This is a genomic window from Absiella sp. AM09-50, from assembly GCF_003433845.1.
Classification (GTDB): Bacteria; Bacillota_I; Bacilli_A; order Erysipelotrichales; family Erysipelotrichaceae; genus Hoskinsella; species Hoskinsella hominis.
This window is the reverse complement of sequence record NZ_QVFI01000008.1, coordinates 71,548-88,919: the sequence shown is the minus strand read 5'-3', so window position 1 is coordinate 88,919 and position 17,372 is coordinate 71,548. Positions and strand designations below refer to the sequence as shown.

General features: G+C 44.3%; 18 protein-coding genes. 3 read left to right on the top strand and 15 right to left on the bottom strand.

Features of this window, described 5'->3' with window-relative positions; translation table 11 throughout:
• The first annotated feature begins 8 nt into the window (after positions 1–8).
• On the top strand, positions 9–308 hold the full coding sequence (rhuM, locus tag DW114_RS09160) for a RhuM family protein (RefSeq protein ID WP_117453449.1): 300 nt from the start codon (positions 9–11) through the stop codon (positions 306–308).
• Positions 309–658: 350 nt separating this feature from the next.
• Here the strand turns inward: rhuM and DW114_RS09150 are convergent, their stop codons facing one another.
• The 4 genes from DW114_RS09150 to DW114_RS09130 all read right to left on the bottom strand — a co-directional run bounded on the left by DW114_RS09150 (position 659) and on the right by DW114_RS09130 (position 4,502).
• Positions 659–1,870 carry a tyrosine-type recombinase/integrase gene (locus DW114_RS09150; protein ID WP_015518835.1) on the bottom strand — a complete coding sequence of 404 codons (1,212 nt, stop codon included), beginning with the start codon at positions 1,868–1,870 and terminating at the stop codon, positions 659–661.
• Positions 1,871–2,018: 148 nt separating this feature from the next.
• Entirely contained in the window at positions 2,019–3,236 is a 1,218-nt protein-coding gene (locus DW114_RS09145) for a tyrosine-type recombinase/integrase (RefSeq protein ID WP_055224659.1), read from the bottom strand.
• 84 nt (positions 3,237–3,320) lie between these two features.
• Complete coding sequence (locus DW114_RS09140) at positions 3,321–3,551, bottom strand: helix-turn-helix domain-containing protein (protein WP_008728422.1); 231 nt, start codon at positions 3,549–3,551, stop codon at positions 3,321–3,323.
• Positions 3,552–4,088: 537 nt separating this feature from the next.
• Positions 4,089–4,502 carry a sigma-70 family RNA polymerase sigma factor gene (locus DW114_RS09130; protein ID WP_015518833.1) on the bottom strand — a complete coding sequence of 138 codons (414 nt, stop codon included), beginning with the start codon at positions 4,500–4,502 and terminating at the stop codon, positions 4,089–4,091.
• A gap of 218 nt (positions 4,503–4,720) precedes the next feature.
• On the opposite strand from DW114_RS09130, the gene DW114_RS21485 reads away from it, so the two are divergent.
• Entirely contained in the window at positions 4,721–4,882 is a 162-nt protein-coding gene (locus tag DW114_RS21485; RefSeq protein WP_015529866.1) for a hypothetical protein, read from the top strand.
• A 111-nt stretch (positions 4,883–4,993) separates the two neighbouring features.
• On the opposite strand, the gene DW114_RS09120 is transcribed toward DW114_RS21485, so the two are convergent.
• The 9 genes from DW114_RS09120 to DW114_RS22090 all read right to left on the bottom strand — a co-directional run bounded on the left by DW114_RS09120 (position 4,994) and on the right by DW114_RS22090 (position 14,979).
• A complete protein-coding gene (locus tag DW114_RS09120) occupies positions 4,994–5,362 on the bottom strand; it encodes a metal-dependent transcriptional regulator (RefSeq protein WP_117453447.1) in 369 nt (122 codons plus the stop codon).
• A gap of 19 nt (positions 5,363–5,381) precedes the next feature.
• The gene (locus tag DW114_RS09115) at positions 5,382–7,112 is read right to left on the bottom strand and encodes an ABC transporter ATP-binding protein (RefSeq protein ID WP_117453446.1); all 1,731 of its coding nucleotides are present in this window, start codon (positions 7,110–7,112) and stop codon (positions 5,382–5,384) included.
• Between the two features lie 11 nt (positions 7,113–7,123).
• Positions 7,124–8,863 carry an ABC transporter ATP-binding protein gene (locus tag DW114_RS09110; RefSeq protein WP_097772884.1) on the bottom strand — a complete coding sequence of 580 codons (1,740 nt, stop codon included), beginning with the start codon at positions 8,861–8,863 and terminating at the stop codon, positions 7,124–7,126.
• A gap of 131 nt (positions 8,864–8,994) precedes the next feature.
• Complete coding sequence (locus tag DW114_RS09105; RefSeq protein ID WP_199483554.1) at positions 8,995–10,608, bottom strand: nickel ABC transporter substrate-binding protein; 1,614 nt, start codon at positions 10,606–10,608, stop codon at positions 8,995–8,997.
• 1 nt (position 10,609) lies between these two features.
• Positions 10,610–11,341, bottom strand: a complete 732-nt coding sequence (locus DW114_RS09100) for an ATP-binding cassette domain-containing protein (RefSeq protein WP_049940617.1) — start codon at positions 11,339–11,341, stop codon at positions 10,610–10,612.
• Complete coding sequence (locus DW114_RS09095; protein ID WP_117453445.1) at positions 11,326–12,117, bottom strand: ATP-binding cassette domain-containing protein; 792 nt, start codon at positions 12,115–12,117, stop codon at positions 11,326–11,328. The genes DW114_RS09100 and DW114_RS09095 overlap by 16 nt, the downstream gene beginning before the upstream one ends.
• The gene (locus DW114_RS09090; protein ID WP_097772885.1) at positions 12,117–12,917 is read right to left on the bottom strand and encodes an ABC transporter permease; all 801 of its coding nucleotides are present in this window, start codon (positions 12,915–12,917) and stop codon (positions 12,117–12,119) included. The genes DW114_RS09095 and DW114_RS09090 overlap by 1 nt, the downstream gene beginning before the upstream one ends.
• Positions 12,918–13,859 (bottom strand): ABC transporter permease, encoded by a 942-nt coding sequence (locus tag DW114_RS09085; protein ID WP_005344243.1) that lies wholly within the window; start codon positions 13,857–13,859, stop codon positions 12,918–12,920. It lies immediately after the preceding gene.
• Positions 13,860–14,007: 148 nt separating this feature from the next.
• The gene (locus DW114_RS22090) at positions 14,008–14,979 is read right to left on the bottom strand and encodes a helix-turn-helix domain-containing protein (protein ID WP_117453444.1); all 972 of its coding nucleotides are present in this window, start codon (positions 14,977–14,979) and stop codon (positions 14,008–14,010) included.
• 361 nt (positions 14,980–15,340) lie between these two features.
• On the opposite strand from DW114_RS22090, the gene DW114_RS09075 reads away from it, so the two are divergent.
• Entirely contained in the window at positions 15,341–15,697 is a 357-nt protein-coding gene (locus DW114_RS09075) for a helix-turn-helix domain-containing protein (RefSeq protein WP_008728409.1), read from the top strand.
• 40 nt (positions 15,698–15,737) lie between these two features.
• Here DW114_RS09075 and DW114_RS09070 read toward each other — a convergent pair whose 3' ends face one another.
• Both DW114_RS09070 and DW114_RS09065 read right to left on the bottom strand, forming a co-directional pair.
• Positions 15,738–15,953 (bottom strand): hypothetical protein, encoded by a 216-nt coding sequence (locus DW114_RS09070; RefSeq protein WP_233511358.1) that lies wholly within the window; start codon positions 15,951–15,953, stop codon positions 15,738–15,740.
• Positions 15,919–17,331, bottom strand: a complete 1,413-nt coding sequence (locus DW114_RS09065) for a relaxase/mobilization nuclease domain-containing protein (RefSeq protein WP_117453443.1) — start codon at positions 17,329–17,331, stop codon at positions 15,919–15,921. Before DW114_RS09065 ends, DW114_RS09070 begins: the two co-directional genes overlap by 35 nt.
• Positions 17,332–17,372: the final 41 nt, after the last annotated feature.

Genomic DNA, 17,372 nt, shown 5'->3' with positions numbered 1-17,372 from the left:
GATTTAACATGTGCGGAAAACGCACTAGTTCAAAGCGTTCACGTAAAATCAAAAGAAAAATAAAATTCTATAATCTTGATATGATAATTTCTGTTGGATATCGTGTTAAATCTAAGCGTGGTATAACATTTAGAAAATGGGCTACTAGTAATTTAAAGGATTATATGATTCAAGATTACACTATTAATCAAAAGCGTCTTGAAGCATTAAATAAAACTATAGAAATACAATCTCGAATTATTGCTAATGCCTTAGAAACGATGAAAAAGATGTTTATGATGTTGTTATGGCATATACTGATGCTTTAAATCTTCTAGTTGATTATGATCATGGATGCATTAAAAAACCTGAAGGAATTCTTTCAACATACACACTAACCTACAAAGAATGTCGAGCGCTTATTGACCATATGAAAATTCATAAAATCACTGAATATGAAAAAAAGCCCTTAAATAAAGGCTTTTTCTCGTTTTTGTAGTTTTCTTTTGCTCTCTTAAGAAACAATAATAACTATCTCTTAGAGAACTGTGGAGCACGACGTGCTGCTTTTAATCCGTATTGCGCGAGTTTTTGAGCTGTTTTTCCTTGATATTCCGGGCTTTTCCGGCTTTCTGCTTCTCAGTTATCCGGTGTGCGGACCATAAAAAACGGCCTTTTTTCATTCAGCGATAGCCTGATGAAACGCACCATTTACTACCCCAAACAACTCCTCTGGTTTATTATACTTCACTTTTGCATAGATGTCCATAGTTGTTTTGCTGTTTTCGTGTCCGGCAAGGTATTGTACTGTCTTTGGATCAACGCCCGCATAGAGAAGATTGGTGATGTAAGTGTGCCGCAGCTGATGAGGTGTCACATCAAAGTCCAGCGTATATTTGATTTGGGGTTGATTCTTCTGGGTCATACCCAGCGTTGGAGTAACCGTATATTTGATACTCTCCCCATTTACATACTTATAATAGTTCCGGGGCTTAGTGGAGCGGACAACGACATACTGCCACACTCTTTGGAACTGCGAGGCAGCCAGTGGCTCTCCTTTGCTGTCAGCGATCACATAATCTGATATGGAATTTTCTTTCGTTTCTCTCAGACAGTCCACCAAACACTTCGGTATCGGAATATCCCTTTTTGCCGCCGGAGTCTTTAGCACCGTAGAAACCACGGGTCTGTTATGCTCTGTACGCCATGCCCGCCTCACCGATAGATAAGGTGTATCCTCGTCCAGAAACACACAATCCCATTGCAGTGCAAGAATTTCTTCCCGACGCAGACCGGAATACAAACCGAGCATAATAAACAAATATGGAGGAAGCCCCTTGACTGTATCCAGAAGCACGGCTACCTGCTGATCTGTCAATGCCTCCTTCTTTTTTGTCGGTTTTCCGCCTTTACCGGATATTCCCGCACAGGGATTGTGTTCAAGAATTTGGTTTCTCTCTGCCGCATAAAAAATGCACTTGAGCAGCATATTGACCTTATTGTATAAGCCTTCCGATTTCTTTGACAATGGAACAAGAGCCAGCCGAATATCGTCAGCAGTCACTTCTTCCATATACATCTCTCCCAGAGGTTTGATGATATAGTTTGTCATATCCCTCGTATAACCTCTGAGTGTAGACGCAGACACCTTTGCCGACTGCATCAGCAGCCACTTCTCTCCATACTCAGCTACTGTCGGGTGCTGCCGGTGAAAGATAATTTCTTCCACCTTCTTCCGGGCCTCTAACTGCTTCTCATACAATTCTTCACAAGTAGCGGCATACAAACTCAACTCTTTGCCATCTGCATCCGTAATCCTGGTTCTGTAATACTGGATTCCTTTCAATGTAATGGTCCCATACTTCGGGATCTGTGTTTTCTTTTTTGCCATCTTTGATCGTCCTTTCTTGATAATGTGTAGTCTCCGTATCTACACTCTCTTTTTATCAGAAAGCCTCGATTTAATCAAAGATACGGCTGATGTAAAACAAAGAGCGAGACATCCTTGCCTCGCTCCTGCTTTACTTCCTATTTTATTATTACTGTGCTGCGTCCCAGCTTGCAAACGCGCAACTCATTGATCTGACCAGCTCATCTGGTCTGTTGTACTTAACCTTTGCATAAATGTCCATGGTAATCTTGCTGCTTTCATGGCCTGCCAGGTATTGAACCGTTTTGGGATCTACCGATGCATGAATGAGATTGGTAATGTAAGTATGCCGCAGCTGATGGGGTGTTACTTCAAAGTCCAGACTGTAAACCACTTTTCCGTTATGAGCAGCCTTTTCCCCCAAGACAGGTGTGACAGTATGCTTTACTCTTTTTCCATCTTCATACCGATAATAGCTCCGCTCCTTGACCGTCCTCGTAACAATATACTGCCAAAGTCGCTTAAACTGCGTGTAGGACAGCGGTTCGCCGTCCCGGTTTGAAACCACATACTCCGAAGTCGATGTTTCCTTTGCTGCTTTCAAACACTCAGCCAAGCAAACAGGAAGAGGGATATTTCTCTCCGCAGCCTTGGTTTTCAATTCGTCTGAGATTACCGGTCTGTTGTGTTCTGTGTGCCATGCCCGCCTTACCGTCAGATATGGAGTATCCGTATCCAGATATACTGAATCCCATTGCAGAGCAAGAATTTCTTCCCGGCGCAGCCCTGCATATAAACCAATCATGACAAAGACATAAGGCGGCAAATCTCGGATAGCATCCAAAAGGCGTGCTGCCTGTTCATCTGTCAAAGCCTGACGATCCTCTTGTGGAACACCGCCACCTTTTGTCGTGAGATAAATCGTCGGGTTATGGTCAATGATCCTGCTTTCCATCGCTGCGCGAAAGATAGATTTGTAAAGGATTACCACAGATTTATAAACCGATGCAGATTTCTTGGAAACCGGAACAAGGGCAAGCTGAATATCATCCAGGCTAACCTCACCCATCCGTTTATCTCCCAATTCCGCTATAATATGCCGCCTGACCTTTGAGGTGTAATCCGTCAAAGTAGTAGCTCGTACATGAACCGACTGCATCAGCAGCCACTTTTCACAATACTCTGCAACTGTGGGCGTTTTCCGATGAAAAGTGGCATTCTCAATCTGTTCCAACGCAAGCGTTTCTTTGTTGTATAGTTCTTCAGGTGTTTTTGCGTAGATAGCTACGAGCTTACCATTCGTGTCTTTGATTCTGGTCCTATAATATAGGACACCTCTTTTCATAACTGTGCCATATTGAGGAAGCATTATTTTCCTATTTGCCAATTCCTCCACCTCCTAAGAATATACTCCAGCGCTGTATCTATGTTTTATCAGACCATTATGATTTCGACAAGGATACGGACCGGCTCACACTCCAGCTCTGCGAGGTTTACGATATGTTGCGTTCTTTTCTGCTGGCTTTGCTCTGTGGGTGCATTTTGCGATATACTCCTGAAGGCCCGCCGAGGTAAAGTACACACAGCCATTCTGCACATATTGCACATAAGAAATAAGGCCATTGTTACGGGCCGCGTCCAGCGTTGCAATGCTGATACCCAAAATTTCTGCTGCTTCTTTTCGCGTAATAAGTTTTTCCATAAAGCATATTTCCTCCAATCCGTCAAGTTTGTCATCGTGTTTGTTCAAAATCACATGAATACGCTGGCAGCCGAAACCACCAGCGCATGGTATCTGATTTTGAACAGAAAGCGGCAAACGCTTCCTATTTATATTTCTCAGCTTTCGTCACATTTGCCACGCCCCCTGACGATGGGAACACAATAGGTCTCCGCTGGCGCGGATGTCATAACTCCGCAGCATCGTTCGTAACGTGTGCCGCAGGGTTCCCCCCAAGTCTTTGGCGGGCCGTGAGGAAGTATCTTTAAGCCCCCATGTAGTCATCGCGCCAAATCTGCCACCATTCTTTTATGAAATCGTAGATCGCTCCGAAGCAGTGCTTTCATCACCTCCCTGACTGCTCTATCCTCGCGGCGTTTCATATTCGCTCATACATGGGTTTATGTACCTGTTGTGCTGTCTATTCGATTGTCAATGTGCAGATGAAGGAGGAAAACTTGTCCTTCTTATTAACACTGACAAAAAAGGCAAAAAACAGGCGCATCAAATGAAACTTTATCAAAAATATTTTCCGAGCTGCTTTAAGCCACGGCGGATACTGTCTCGAACACGGCTTGGATCTACACCTTCTACCCCGGCAATTTCATTTACCGTCATTCCCAGGTAATATCGGGCATAAATCCTCTTTGCCTGTTTTTCCGGTAAATTCATCACAGCAGAATAGACCTGCTCCTGAAGCTGCTTTTCCTCCAGAAGCATCTCCGGTGTTTTCGGCTTCAACAGCACCGCATTTTCAATGCCATTCTCGCAATCCAGAGAATACTGTGCTTTATAACGATACATCTTTCGCTCATACGCAGCCTCCGCACGTTCAGCTGCTCGAATAGTCTCCATTACTTCCTCTGTCACATCTACAAAAAAGTCTGTTGTATAAACATCAGGATAAAGTTCCCGAAGGTTAATTTTCTTCATTATGTACCTCCATTTCGATTCACGGGTGATTGACGAGTGAATCGAATGGAGGTGGGGAACGACACCGGTATACAGCCGGATTATCTCCGAAAAAAAGGCAACAAAAAACGCCAGATTCCCGCAATGGGAAACTGGCGCACCAAGAACAGTTATTATTATGCTGAATCACATGGAACGATAATGCCGATGCAATGCTATACTTGCCCGGAGGAGGGGCAATGCTTTTTTTAATTGATGTAGATCATGGGAGCTTTGAAAAAGCAAAAGAGACACGGCAAATTAACCTCCAAGCGGCTACCGTGTCCCTGCAAGTCGTCATTAGTTTGTGTAAACGCAAAGAAACGGCGGCTCTGAAATTGTCCTTCAAAACCGCCGATTGAGTTCAAACCTTAAAATAGCGCACGAAATTATCTGCCCCAGTCAACGGTTTTTTTCTTTCCCCGGACGGGGCAGATAACTTATTATGCAGAGCAGAGCGGAGCCGATGTGCGCTAATCGGTTCCTTGTACTTTCTCCTTCAGCTTTCGGAAAGATGTATCACTGATGGCGTGTTCAATCCGGCAGGCGTCTTGTTCCGCTGTTTCCTGATCGACGCCAGCAGCGATAAACTGCTCCATAAAAAACAAATGGCGTTCATAGATTTTCTCGGCAATCTCCCGACCTATGACGGTCAGATGAAGGAACCCATCATCATCCACGGTCAGAAAACCTCCATTTTTCAAAACGCCTACCGCATGGCTGATACTCGGTTTGCTAAAGCCCATGTGCCGGGCAAGGTCAATGGAGCGGACCATGCCCTGTTTCCTTTGAAGAACCAACACGGCCTCTAAGTAATCCTCGCCTGACGCATATAGTTTCATTGCCTCCTCCTTCCCACGGCTATTTTAGTTTCCATCCAATCGCTTTCTTGCGAATACCAATGAAATCTGCATAAATACCAGGCTGCCTTATCAAATCCTCATGTTTGCCTGTCTGAACAATGTGACCACCAGACAACACGAAAATTTGATCTGCGTTTCTGACTGTTTTTAGCCGATGAGCTATCATAATAACCGTTTTATTCTTTGTCAGTTCTGCAATAGCACTCATCAGAAGATTTTCATTTTCTGGATCGACGCTTGATGTAGCTTCGTCTAAAATGATGATAGGAGCGTCTTTCAGGATTGCTCTGGCAATCGAAATCCGTTGCTTTTCACCGCCGGACAATGTAGCGCCTCCCTCTCCAATTACGGTGCCATAACCATCTGGCAGGCTCATAATAAACTCATGGCAGCAAGCCTTTTGAGCTGCTTTTACAACTTCTTCATGGGAAGCCGCTGGATTGCCGAATTTGATATTATTTTCTATGGTATCAGCGAAAAGATATACCTTTTGGAATACTTCGCTAATATTGGTAAGCAGACTGTCCAGTGTGTAATCCCGCACATCTACACCGCCGATTGTAATTTTTCCTCCGTCAACATCCCAAAACCGGGCGATCAGGTTACAAAGCGTACTTTTTCCGGCACCGGACGGACCGACGATAGCCGTTACGGTTCTTTCGGGTATAGTCAGGCTCACATGATCCAGAACCTGGTGTTCGCCATAAGAAAAAGAAACATCATCAAAAACAATATTGTAATTTTCAGGCTTTACGGGTTTACCATGTTCGTCCATGACGGGAGTTTTGTCAATTTCGTTTACTTTGTCAATCGAAACATCCAGTAACCGCAGGAGTGCGGAAGTATTTCCGGCTGACTGAAGCTGACTAAAGAGCATAAATGATGCTACTGTCATAAGCAGGCAAATGGAAAGCGCCATCGTTCCATTCAGGTAAAAGTACAACCCCTCCACTATAACAAGAATACTTGTTCCGTAGAGAATGATTTGTTGCAGCATATTGTAAGGGACGAATGTACGCTCTAATTTCAGATTTTTATCCTTGCTGTCCAGAATTGCCTGTCTCATTTTGCTATTGGAATTTTGACCGAGGTTAAAGGATTTTACAATCAGCATCCCTTGAACGTATTCCAGCACATTAGAAACGAGGGCCTCCTGGGCCTGCTGTCTTTGTGGCGAAACCGTTTCCGATTTTTTCTGTAACCGGCCGATGCACCATGTAAAAAGCAGAATCCCGCACAAAATCGTCAGTCCGATCCGCCAGTCGATACAGAGCATAACAATAGTAATAATCGCTGCATGGATATAGCCGCCTAATATGTTGGTTAGCACCATGGACGCATTATTTTCAATATCGCCCATAGTCGTAGTGACGACAGAAGTCAAATTCCCCAAATTGTGATCGTTGAAATACCCCATCGGCATATATTTCATGCGATCTCCAATATGAATCCGTTTCTCCGCGCACATAAAATATCCAATTTGCACCTTGCCGAAATCTGAAATGTAGCTGCAATAAATTTTAAGCAGCATACTTGCCAGGGTGATTCCAAATATCATCCAGATCATAGACGTAGTAAAACCGTCTGTTAAACCCGAAAAAACCATGGCTAATGCTCCAAAGGACATCATATCAAAAAGGGAGTGCAGGACAGAAAAAAGGATAGCTTTTTTCATTGTCCCCTGCATTTTCCCTGAAAACTGATAAATCTTGCTTAATGTCTTTATCATCTTCGCACCTCCTACGCCACATCTTTTGTGTCCATGTGCGCTTTCCACATTTCCTGATAGAGCGTACAGGAAGTCAATAAGTTTTCATGTGTTCCTTCGTCAATAATCTGCCCATCTTTTATGACAACAATTTTATCTGCATCGGTAATCGTAGAAAGACGGTGCGCAATCATCAGAACGGTTTTCCCGGCAATCACTTTTGCCATTGCCTCTTGAATTAAGGCTTCATTCTCGGCGTCAATGTAAGCGGTTGCCTCGTCAAGAATAACAATCGGCGCATTTTTCAGTACAGCGCGGGCAATCGCAATTCTCTGGCGCTCACCGCCCGACAAGTGACCTCCTGCACCTCCGACAACTGTATGGAATCCATTTTCCAGATTCAGAATGAAATCATAGCAGCCACAATCTCTGGCAGCCTGATATACTTCTTCATCCGTTGCGGATGGTTTTCCCATACGGATATTTTCTAAAACAGTTTCGTCAAAAAGATAGTTGTCCTGTGAAATATAAGCGATGTTATCCATAAGCTGTGACAACGGAATTTTGCGAATATCTGTTCCGTCTAACTTGACAGTTCCGTTTGTTACATCCCAAAATCCCGCAATCAGCTTCGTAATGGTAGACTTGCCGCCGCCACTGGGACCGACAAAAGCGGTAATGCTGTTTTCTGGAATAGAAAGGTTGATATTTTTTAGCAACGGCTTTTCGCTTTCATACGAAAAGCTGACGTTTTCTAACACAATATTGGAAGAATGAATAGACACCGGCGTTTCCGGGCGATCCAGTTCTTTTTCATCCAATACGGCGCACAATTCCCCGACTACTGATTTCATTTGAGAAATGCTGTCCGTAAAGTTCATGGCATTTAAAATTGGTGTGATAATACCCAATGACAGCACGATACAGGTAACAAATGCCGGAACGCTCAGGCTCCCGTTCCGGTACAGGACACAGCCAATAGGAAGAACACACACTAACACACTGGGCCAGATTGTAACAAGCATGGATTTGTAAAGCTGCACGCTTTTCATCCAGTTCACAGCATAGGCCGCATTATCTTCAACGGCATCTGAATATTTCTGGTAAGAATTAGCAGACTGATTAAACGCCTTAATGACTTCTATTCCGCCGATATACTCAACCACAGTGCTGGTCATTTTACGCACGCGCATAATAAGACCCTGGAATTTTTCTTCATATCCATTTGCCATTCCCTTATAGCACAACATACCAATCGGCAGGGTAATCAATGCAGCCAGCGCCATTCTCCAATCCAAAAACAGTAGGTAAATCAGAATACAAATCGGAATACAGAGATTCGCTGTCAGCTCCGGTACTAAATGCGCAAGGGTCGTTTCCATTCCCTCCACACGATCTACCAAGACATTTTTTAATTCTCCCGATGGGGTGTTAATCATATAGCCCATCGGAACCCTGGTAAGTTTATCTGCTAGTTTCAGGCGGATCTCCGCCAGAGTTGCGAAAGTGGCCGTATGGGAAACTAAAGTAGAGAAATTTGCAAAGCATACTTTCCCAAGGAAACCAATTCCCGCAATCAGACACCACTCCATATAGACGGACACAGATGTCTCTCCATCCATCAAGAGAATCACAATTTTTGAAACTGCAAAAAACGGCAGCAATCCAGCGGCAACACCCAGGATTGCCAAAATCACTGAAAGAACATATTCACCCTTATATGGAGCGGCAAGTTCCATCAGTCTGGACATGGGATTATCTTTCTTGTCCATTTCACATACGCTCCTTTTCATAAAAATAGAGGTTGGTTAAACGCTTCTAACCAACCTCTATTATATCTATTCGGCTATTTTCTGCCACTCTGATAGGGCGTTAAACCCTCCATTTAGACATTGGATTATATTTATCCCGCAGGCTGTACGTTATCGATCTCAAAGAACTGTGGCACGCTGGAGAAAGTATATCCGGCGATTTTGGAGGAATTATATACAACCAGATCCTTAGAATAGGAGATCGGAAGGTCAATCACATTGTCGTTGGAAACATTCAGTGCAGTAGCAATCGCACTCTGAACCACTTCGGGATCAGCAGAGGTGGAGAACGCATTTACCGCATCCGAATAGCTCTGGAAATCCTCAAGTGCCTGCAAGGAAATAGCATGAGGATCAGCACCGAGGGATTCCTGCAGGAACTTGTGCGGTTCAGTATAAGACCCTTCTGTATTCCATGTTGTAATGTCATAATTTCCTGCAACGCCTTCGGTCCACCAGGTCATCTGATCCTGGCCGGTAGTGGTTACGTCAATACCAACCTCTGCAAGCTGGGTCTTAATTGCAAGAGCCATGTCCTGTGCAAGAGAAAGATCAGTCCAATAGGTGTAATTCAGGGAAAGCTGCTGTCCATCTTTTTCACGGATACCAGTGCTTTCATTCATCACCCATCCAGCTTCATCCAGAAGTGCATTTGCTTTATCCAGATCATAGCTCCATGTGCTGTTATAAGTAATGTCTGTGTAGGGCGCTCCGGGTGCAAACAGGCTGGTGGCCGGAGTTTCGTATCCATAGGTCAGGCCCTTGGTGATTTCTTCCTTATTGACAGCGTATGCAATCGCCTGGCGAACCTTAAGATCGCTCAAAATTTTGCTGGACGCATTCAGAACCAGGTTCCGGGTCAGGGTATTTCCATCATTGATTGCGCCCTCGATCCCATCCAGAGAAAGAGCCTGATTATAGTCATCATAGCTGAGAAGGTCAGCACCGTAAATCAGGTCAACCTCACCAGTCTGTAATGCCTGAAGTCTGGAAGATGCCTCCGGGATATACTTTATGACAACTTCATCATAGTAAGGAGCTTCGCCCCAATAGTTTTCATTTCTGACAAAACGGGTGCAGTCACCGGAAATCATTTCTTCGCGGATGTATGGACCAGTGCCGACAACATCTGTGAATGTCTGGAAGTTTTCAGCTTCAAACACATTCGGGGACATCATACCAGCAACATTCTGGAAGCAGAAGTCATTGATATAAGAGAAGCAAGGGGCAGCATAATGAACGGCCACCGTGTATTCGTCAACAACCTCTACGCTTTCAATGTTGTAAATGCCCTTGATACCGCTAAAATTAGGGTTGGAACGGTCAAAGTCCAGAATTTCCTTTACGCTTTCCGCATTAAAAGCGGCTCCATCTGTAAAAGCAACATCCTGACGGAGCTTAAAGGTAAGGACAGTATTTGTCTCATCCCATCCCCATTCCTCGGCCAGTTCGGGAACAATTTCCCCGTCCTCATAGGCGACTAAAGTCTCATAGACCAGGCCACAGGCAATATTGTTTTCCTTGTTCATGGTCAGTGTCGTAAGGCTGTCCAATTCCTTAGCCGTGACGATCGTCAGTACCTTCGCTTCGTTTTCACCGCCAGTCTGCGTCTGATCGGAGGTATCATTCTGACCACAGCCGACCATAGACAGAAGCATACTCACGCCCAATGCAGCGGCGAGAAGTTTCTTGTAAATCTGTTTCATGTTATCCTTGTCCTTTCTGGTTTGATAATTGATCTATTAGATAGCCTTGCTCGGCGATCCGTCCCTCCCGCATGATGATAATCCGATTTGCAATACGCATTGCGTCCTTTCTGCTATGCGTAATGAAAATGCAGGAGCTGCCGGATAGCTTCACAAAGTTCTCTACTAAAGTAAGTACGGCATCCGCCGAAATCAGGTCAAGCCCGCTGGTCACTTCATCCATGATTAAGTAATCAGGTTCCACGGCAATCGCCCGAAGCAAAGAGAGCCGCCTCTGTTCGCCGCCCGAAAGCTGACGGACAGGCGTTTCCAAAAGCCCATAATCCATGTGTACGGCATCCATCAAATCTAAAATATGTTTTTTTCTTTCGGCTCTTTTCTTATCAGTTAAGTTCACCAGTGCTTCTTCTACATTTGCGTATGCAGACCTGGCAGGATTTAAAGTGCCGGAAGAATCCTGAAAAACAGCCTGTATTTTTTTACGGTGCTGTTTCCATGTTCGATAATTCCAACAGGTTATATCTTCACCATCCAGTAATATTTTGCCAGAAGTTGGTTTCTCAATGCCGATCAGAAGTCTTGCCAGCGTGCTTTTTCCCGATCCGCTTTCTCCCTCAATAGCAAGGCTTTCACCTTTACAAAGGTGGAGGTTGATGTCCGAAAGCGCATTAAAATCTCCCTGGTTCACATTATGATATACCTGATTTACATTCTGGATTACAATTTCTCCCATTTCCATTCACCCCGACTTTCCCTATGGCTCAACGCGGAAAATTGTTTCATCCAGTCTGTCTGCGGACTTGACAAGAGTTTATCCATCGTTCCATGCTCAATAATTTTTCCGGTTCCCAGAACATAAACGTTCTGACATAAGTTTTTAAGTGCGGCCACATCATGGGATACAAATAATATGCCTTTGTCCTTCATTTGCTCCTGCATGATGAGAAGCAATAAATCCCTGTTTTCTTCATCCAATGCAGCGGTTGGTTCATCGGCTAAAACATAATCCGGCGACATTCCCAATAAGATTGCCGCAGCTACTCGTTGTAGCATTCCGCCTGATAGTTCAGACGGATACGCACCCAAAATCCGATCCGTGTCTTTTAGATTTACGGAAACCAGTTTCTCTTTCGCCAGGTCAGTTGCTTCACTTGTATTCAAATGCAAACGATTGACAAAGGTTTCCCGCATCTGATAACCGATTTTTAATCGGCTGTCAAAAGCCGTCATAGGGTTCTGGGGGATAAATCCAAGCTTCTTCCCACAAAGCTCACGATGTGACTTGCGGGAAAGATGTGATAAATCTATATCGTCCAACAAAATTTTCCCGGCATCAATATGACAGCTTGTGTGAAGCATCCCCAAAATGCTCCGCAGCAAAGTTGTTTTTCCAGAGCCGCTTTTACCTGTAAGTCCAATCACATGGCCTGCAGGAATTTCCATAGATATGTCTTTCAGAAGGTAGCGGCCTGACCGTTCCTTGACATCTAACTGTTCAATTTTTAACATCACTCTGCCTCCTTCGTTGTCAACTGCCTGCCAATGACGTTAAAGCAGAGTGTCGATAAAATTACCGCCCCTATTGGATAGAGAATCATGGTCGGGTGAAGAACCAAAGCACCCCTTGCGTCTAAAATCATACTTCCCCAATCTACTACATTATCACCAAGCCCTAATCCAATAAAGGAAAATCCGGTAATAGCCAGAATCATATCCGCACAGGAAAGGCACAGAAAGCGAATCATTTCGGCAATCAAATTCGGGAAAATATGAATCAGCATGATTCTGAGCTTTGAAGCGCCGGAAGCGATTGCACACATGACATAGGCTTTTCCCATTTCCATGTCGGTACGGGTACGAACCAGTTTTATGTATCTCAAAATGTAAGACACAGTGAGCGCGACAAGAGTAGTTTTCGCTCCGCTGCCCCAGGCTCCAATAAACACAATTAAATACGCAATCGGGGGGATGGCTGTAACAGCGTTAATCAGGCCATCAATAAGTGCATTTTCTTTCATAACGGCCCGGCTTGTCACCATTCCGATAACAGTGCCAAGCAGAAAAACAATAAGAGAGCCTCCTAATACAATCCCCAGCGTTGTCCAGCCACCATAAAGAATCCGTGACAGAATGCAGCGCCCTAAAGCATCCGTACCAAACGGATATTCTGCGCTGGGATCAGCATATCTCTCCAACAAGTTTGATTTCATTGGATCGTTGGGTGCAAATAAAAATCCGGCAAAAAAGAAAATAATCACAAGGGTTGGAATGAAAATCGCACACCATTTCCGAAAACGCTTCGTTTTCATTTACGCCACCCCCTTTTTACGCCCGATTGCCCACTGCACCAAGTCAGCGGCAATGTTGCAAAGAGCAATCGCCAGCGCCAGAAAAAACACCTCGGCGTGTATCATGGGAGTATCGCGATCAAGCACATGGTTTACAATCAGATAACCAAATCCCGGAATTGAAAAAATGGATTCAATCACCGTTGCGTTAGCCAGTGCCAAACCAATGCTTTGTAAAAAGTTTGGAACTAAACCCATCGCTGCCCGCGGAAAAAAATGGCACAGCAAAAGCCTTTTTTCCGAAAGCCCACGGCAACGGGCATAAAATGCGTAATCCTCGTTGCTTTCATGCTCCAGAGCATCCATCAGAAGCGGCGTATAGAAAGAAGCCCCGAATACGCCAATGCAGATTGCCGGAGATATGTAGCTGAGTAGGGTTGTATTTCCTGCCACAGAAATTAAGGACTTTTGAACAGCAAAATAATCCAGATAAACGGTTGCCAAATAGAAAGAGGGTATGGACACACCCAAAATGCACAAAAGCCTGACTGCCTTTTTCGGAAGTTTCCAGGGAAGTAAAAAGGCAATACAACTAACGATTACAATGAAAACAACCTGAAAGATAGATGCCAGAGCTACAATTCCAAGCGTTTTCGGAAAGGCTGTGGCAATATCCGTCCAAACATCATGTCCATTTGCCAAAGAAACGCCTAAATCAAAATGCAGTAAGTCCCATACCCAACGGCCATACTGGACAAGCAATGGTTTATCAAACCCCAACTGAATCCGAATCTTTTCAATCTGTTCCGCTGTGGGGTTTCCGATCATCCTCTTTGCATAAGCTGTGGCTGGATCAACGGATGACAGTCTCATCAGCAAGAAAGACAGTAGAGTTACAAACAATAAAGTAAATATCAGCTCAACCAGTTTCCGTAGGATATATTTTCTCATATCCCGTTTCATAATACCGACTCCTTTGAGAGTTAGAGGAAGCTAACCTCCATGTAAAAAGAAAGAGCGTCTGCACGACGCTCTTAAATCATCTGCTCGCACAGATGATAGTATATTGTATCTGCTATTTTGCCGCCACTCTAAAAAGACCAAACACCCCCTATTTGGACAACTTTTTTCGGAACTCGGAAGGCAGTTCTCCAAATTCCTTTTTGAATACTTCGGAAAATTTACTTGGATTATCGTATCCCATTTTAGCCGCAATTTCTGTTATGCTGTCAGAAGTATCCCGAAGCAAGATCGTGGCAGCCTGCATACGATAGGATTTCATATAAGCATAAATAGAACACCCATAAACGCTCTTGAAGCAAACCTTCATTGAGGTAAGAGGAATTTCAAATTTTTCTGATAACTCCTGCAAAGTATAATGGTTGCGAAGATCAGCTGTCATATATTCCTGCATTTTCTTTATTGTTTGTACTTGATTTCTTGCAAAATATCTTCGTTCTTCCTGGTAATCCTGAAGCGAAACCTGATTCAGAAACATCAGCAATTCCAACACTTTCACTTTTAAATAGTAAGCGATCATCCGAGGCTCCACCCGATAAAGTTCCGAAAAAATATGTTCAATTTCGCTTTGAGTTCTTAATACAATGCAGGTATCATTCTTGCAAAACTTATCTGCAATCGAAAAGACATCTATATTCAGACCTCCAATCACACTTTCTATCCGCTTCATAGTTTGATCTGCCGTAGGCAGATCAATGGTAATAGAAATGCCGTGATAATGCGACAACGGAAAGTAAGTTGATGTAGTTTCGTTTGTCAGGCGGTTAATTGCAAGATCGCCAGCACCGACATACTGATAATCTCCATTAGCAAATTCGCATTCAAAACGTCCCTCCCGGCAATGATTGATTTCAAGTACATCAGAGTGCGGAAGCTTGTTTTGATTCTGTCCATCGCTCATGTGAAAATCATTATAGAATAATTCAATACCCGGAAGAATTTCATAGCGAGTGATAACACCCTCTCCAGTTACATTTTTCATTCTGTAAATGGAGCAGCCATCTTCGCTGACAATTTTTTGAATTTCCGGGTCAAAAAAGTCTGTAAATTGCTGTTCGCTCATTTGTATTTCCTCCTGGGGTTAGCATAGGCAAACCACGGTTAGTATAGCATCTTTTCATGGCCGCAGTCCATAGATATTTTTTGAATTTTGAAGTATGCGTGTTGATTCTCGATTCTTACGCATTTGGACACACAGGATTATTGTCCTCTTACCGCATTCAATATCATTCTCGTTTGGCAACGAACTAAAAGCTGAAATCTGCAATTCATCCTCATAGTTCAATTAGCAGCCGGAAACGCCATAATCATGGAGCAACCATGTTATCAAAAAGGAATCAGCATAATCAGTCCTGTTATCAAGCACAATAAGGTTATTCCTTTGTGCAAATCGGAACGATAAAATATATTTGAGGTGAACGATTATGCCGATTGATGATTTAACTGCTTTAGGGCAGAAAATGAGAGAGGCCAGAAAGAATAAAGAACTGACACAACAGGAACTTTCCGATCTAAGCCATGTTTCTGTAAAGCAAATTGCCAATATCGAAAAAGGGAAAATGAACCCGTCCTATTTGATTTTGAGAGCATTGGCAAAGGTCCTGCACATCTCTTTAGATACGCTTATAAATCCAGATATTTCTCTGGAGGATGAGGGTGTCAATCAGATGAAAATGCTTTATTCCAGCTGTCCGCCAGAAATGCGCGACACCCTGTTGCATCACACACAAGAAACGGTGAAAGAGCTAACAGAGTTGTCCGAGAAATTTGAAATGAATTGAGCCAGTGAGTGAAGTTTAACGATTTTCTCACTGGTTCTTTTTATTTCCAGAGAAAAGAGGCAAGCAATGCCTGTGTTAATACACACAGGCCCCAGAGAAGAAAATCCCTTTGTGATTTTCCTCTCTGCTTGCTTGTTGAGGGCAGCGCCCCCAAGCCCCTTTGAACACAGAATTTCATTCTGTGGCTGCGCGTTCTGCGAACGCTTTTGCCCAGGACCAGCTTACCGCTGGCCGTGGTCTTTTTCTTTTTCAACATCCTGTTCTACCTCCATTTTCAGCACTCGATCCACATTGGCCTTTGCCGTTAAAAGCTCGCGCATTTCCTCACGGGAACGCCGGTACTCGGCATAGGTCTTTTTCTTTTCTTCCAGCAATTTCGCGTACTCCGTCTGCAACTCTTTGACCTTGGGAAGTTTCTTGACTCCCATCTCATCAAAGGCATTCTTAGCAGCCTGGTGGAGCAGAATTTCTTCCTCATGTTCCCCCCGGAATTTCTTAGAGTAACCCGCCTTGCGGTATGCCACATAGACCTCACGGGTTTTAGCATAATTTACGATGTGAGTACGCAGAACAGCAATCTCTGCCATGCGCTTTTCAGCCGCTTTAATCTGCGCCGAAAGTTCATTGTGATGTGCCGTGGCAGCCGCAGCCTTTTCTTCCAAAACCGCATACTCCAGCAGGTTATTCTCTGACAGGTAATTCATGGTCTGCGCCATTTGCTTCAGATTGAAAACTTTAGCCCATCGCGTATAGCCAGCACCTTTTCCAGCCTGCAATTTTGCCTGAATGTCCACCAGCAGATTGATCTTTGGCGGCTCTGCCCGTGTGACTGTTTTCTTTCGCGGGGTATGTGCTTTCTTCCCTAAGAGAACTGCCCGCAAATCTTCCAATCCATATCCTTCGCCCAGACTGTCCATGCGGGCGGCTTTCTCCCAACCAGAGAGTTTCAGTCGATACGATTTTCCGCGCTTTGAGACTTCACAACCATACTCTTGCAACAGTTTCAGCAGTTCTTCAAAGTCAGCAGGACTTTGTGATAATGCGTTGTCAATCGCCACACGCAGCAGCTCTCGGTGAGAGGGCTTTGCCTGATCTCCCAGCCACTTGTTATAGCTTTTTCCGTGAGGTTTCGGATTCTCTACAATGGACAGTCCGTTTTCAATGCAGATGGTATCACTTAACCGGCGAACCGCCTTGGTGCTGCCCCAAAAGTTTCGGAATTTCCGGTCATATTCTAAGCTGACCGATGACCAGATAATGTGATTATGAATGTGCGACTTGTCTATGTGAGTGCAGACCACAAAGGCATGATTGCCTTTAGTAAAACGCTTTGCAAATTCTACGCCCAGCCGGTTTGCTTCTTCCGGGGTAATCTCACCAGGGCGGAAGGACTGGCGCACATGATAGGCAATCACATCATCTGCGCCGCGCACCCGTCCGGTAGCGGCAATGTACTGCCGCTTTGCCAGAAGGAACTCCGCATCCGCAGTCCGGCTGTCACACGCATAGCCGGTAATGAGCTTGCCGTTATCTGTTTTCTGTGGATTTGCTACATAGTCGATGATGTCACTGATTGCCCGACTTTCTGTGCGACCCTTGCCAACATGAAGCGGCATGATTCTTGTAGTTGCCATAATAGAAGGCCCTCCTCTCATAAATTTTTTTTCGCTGAACT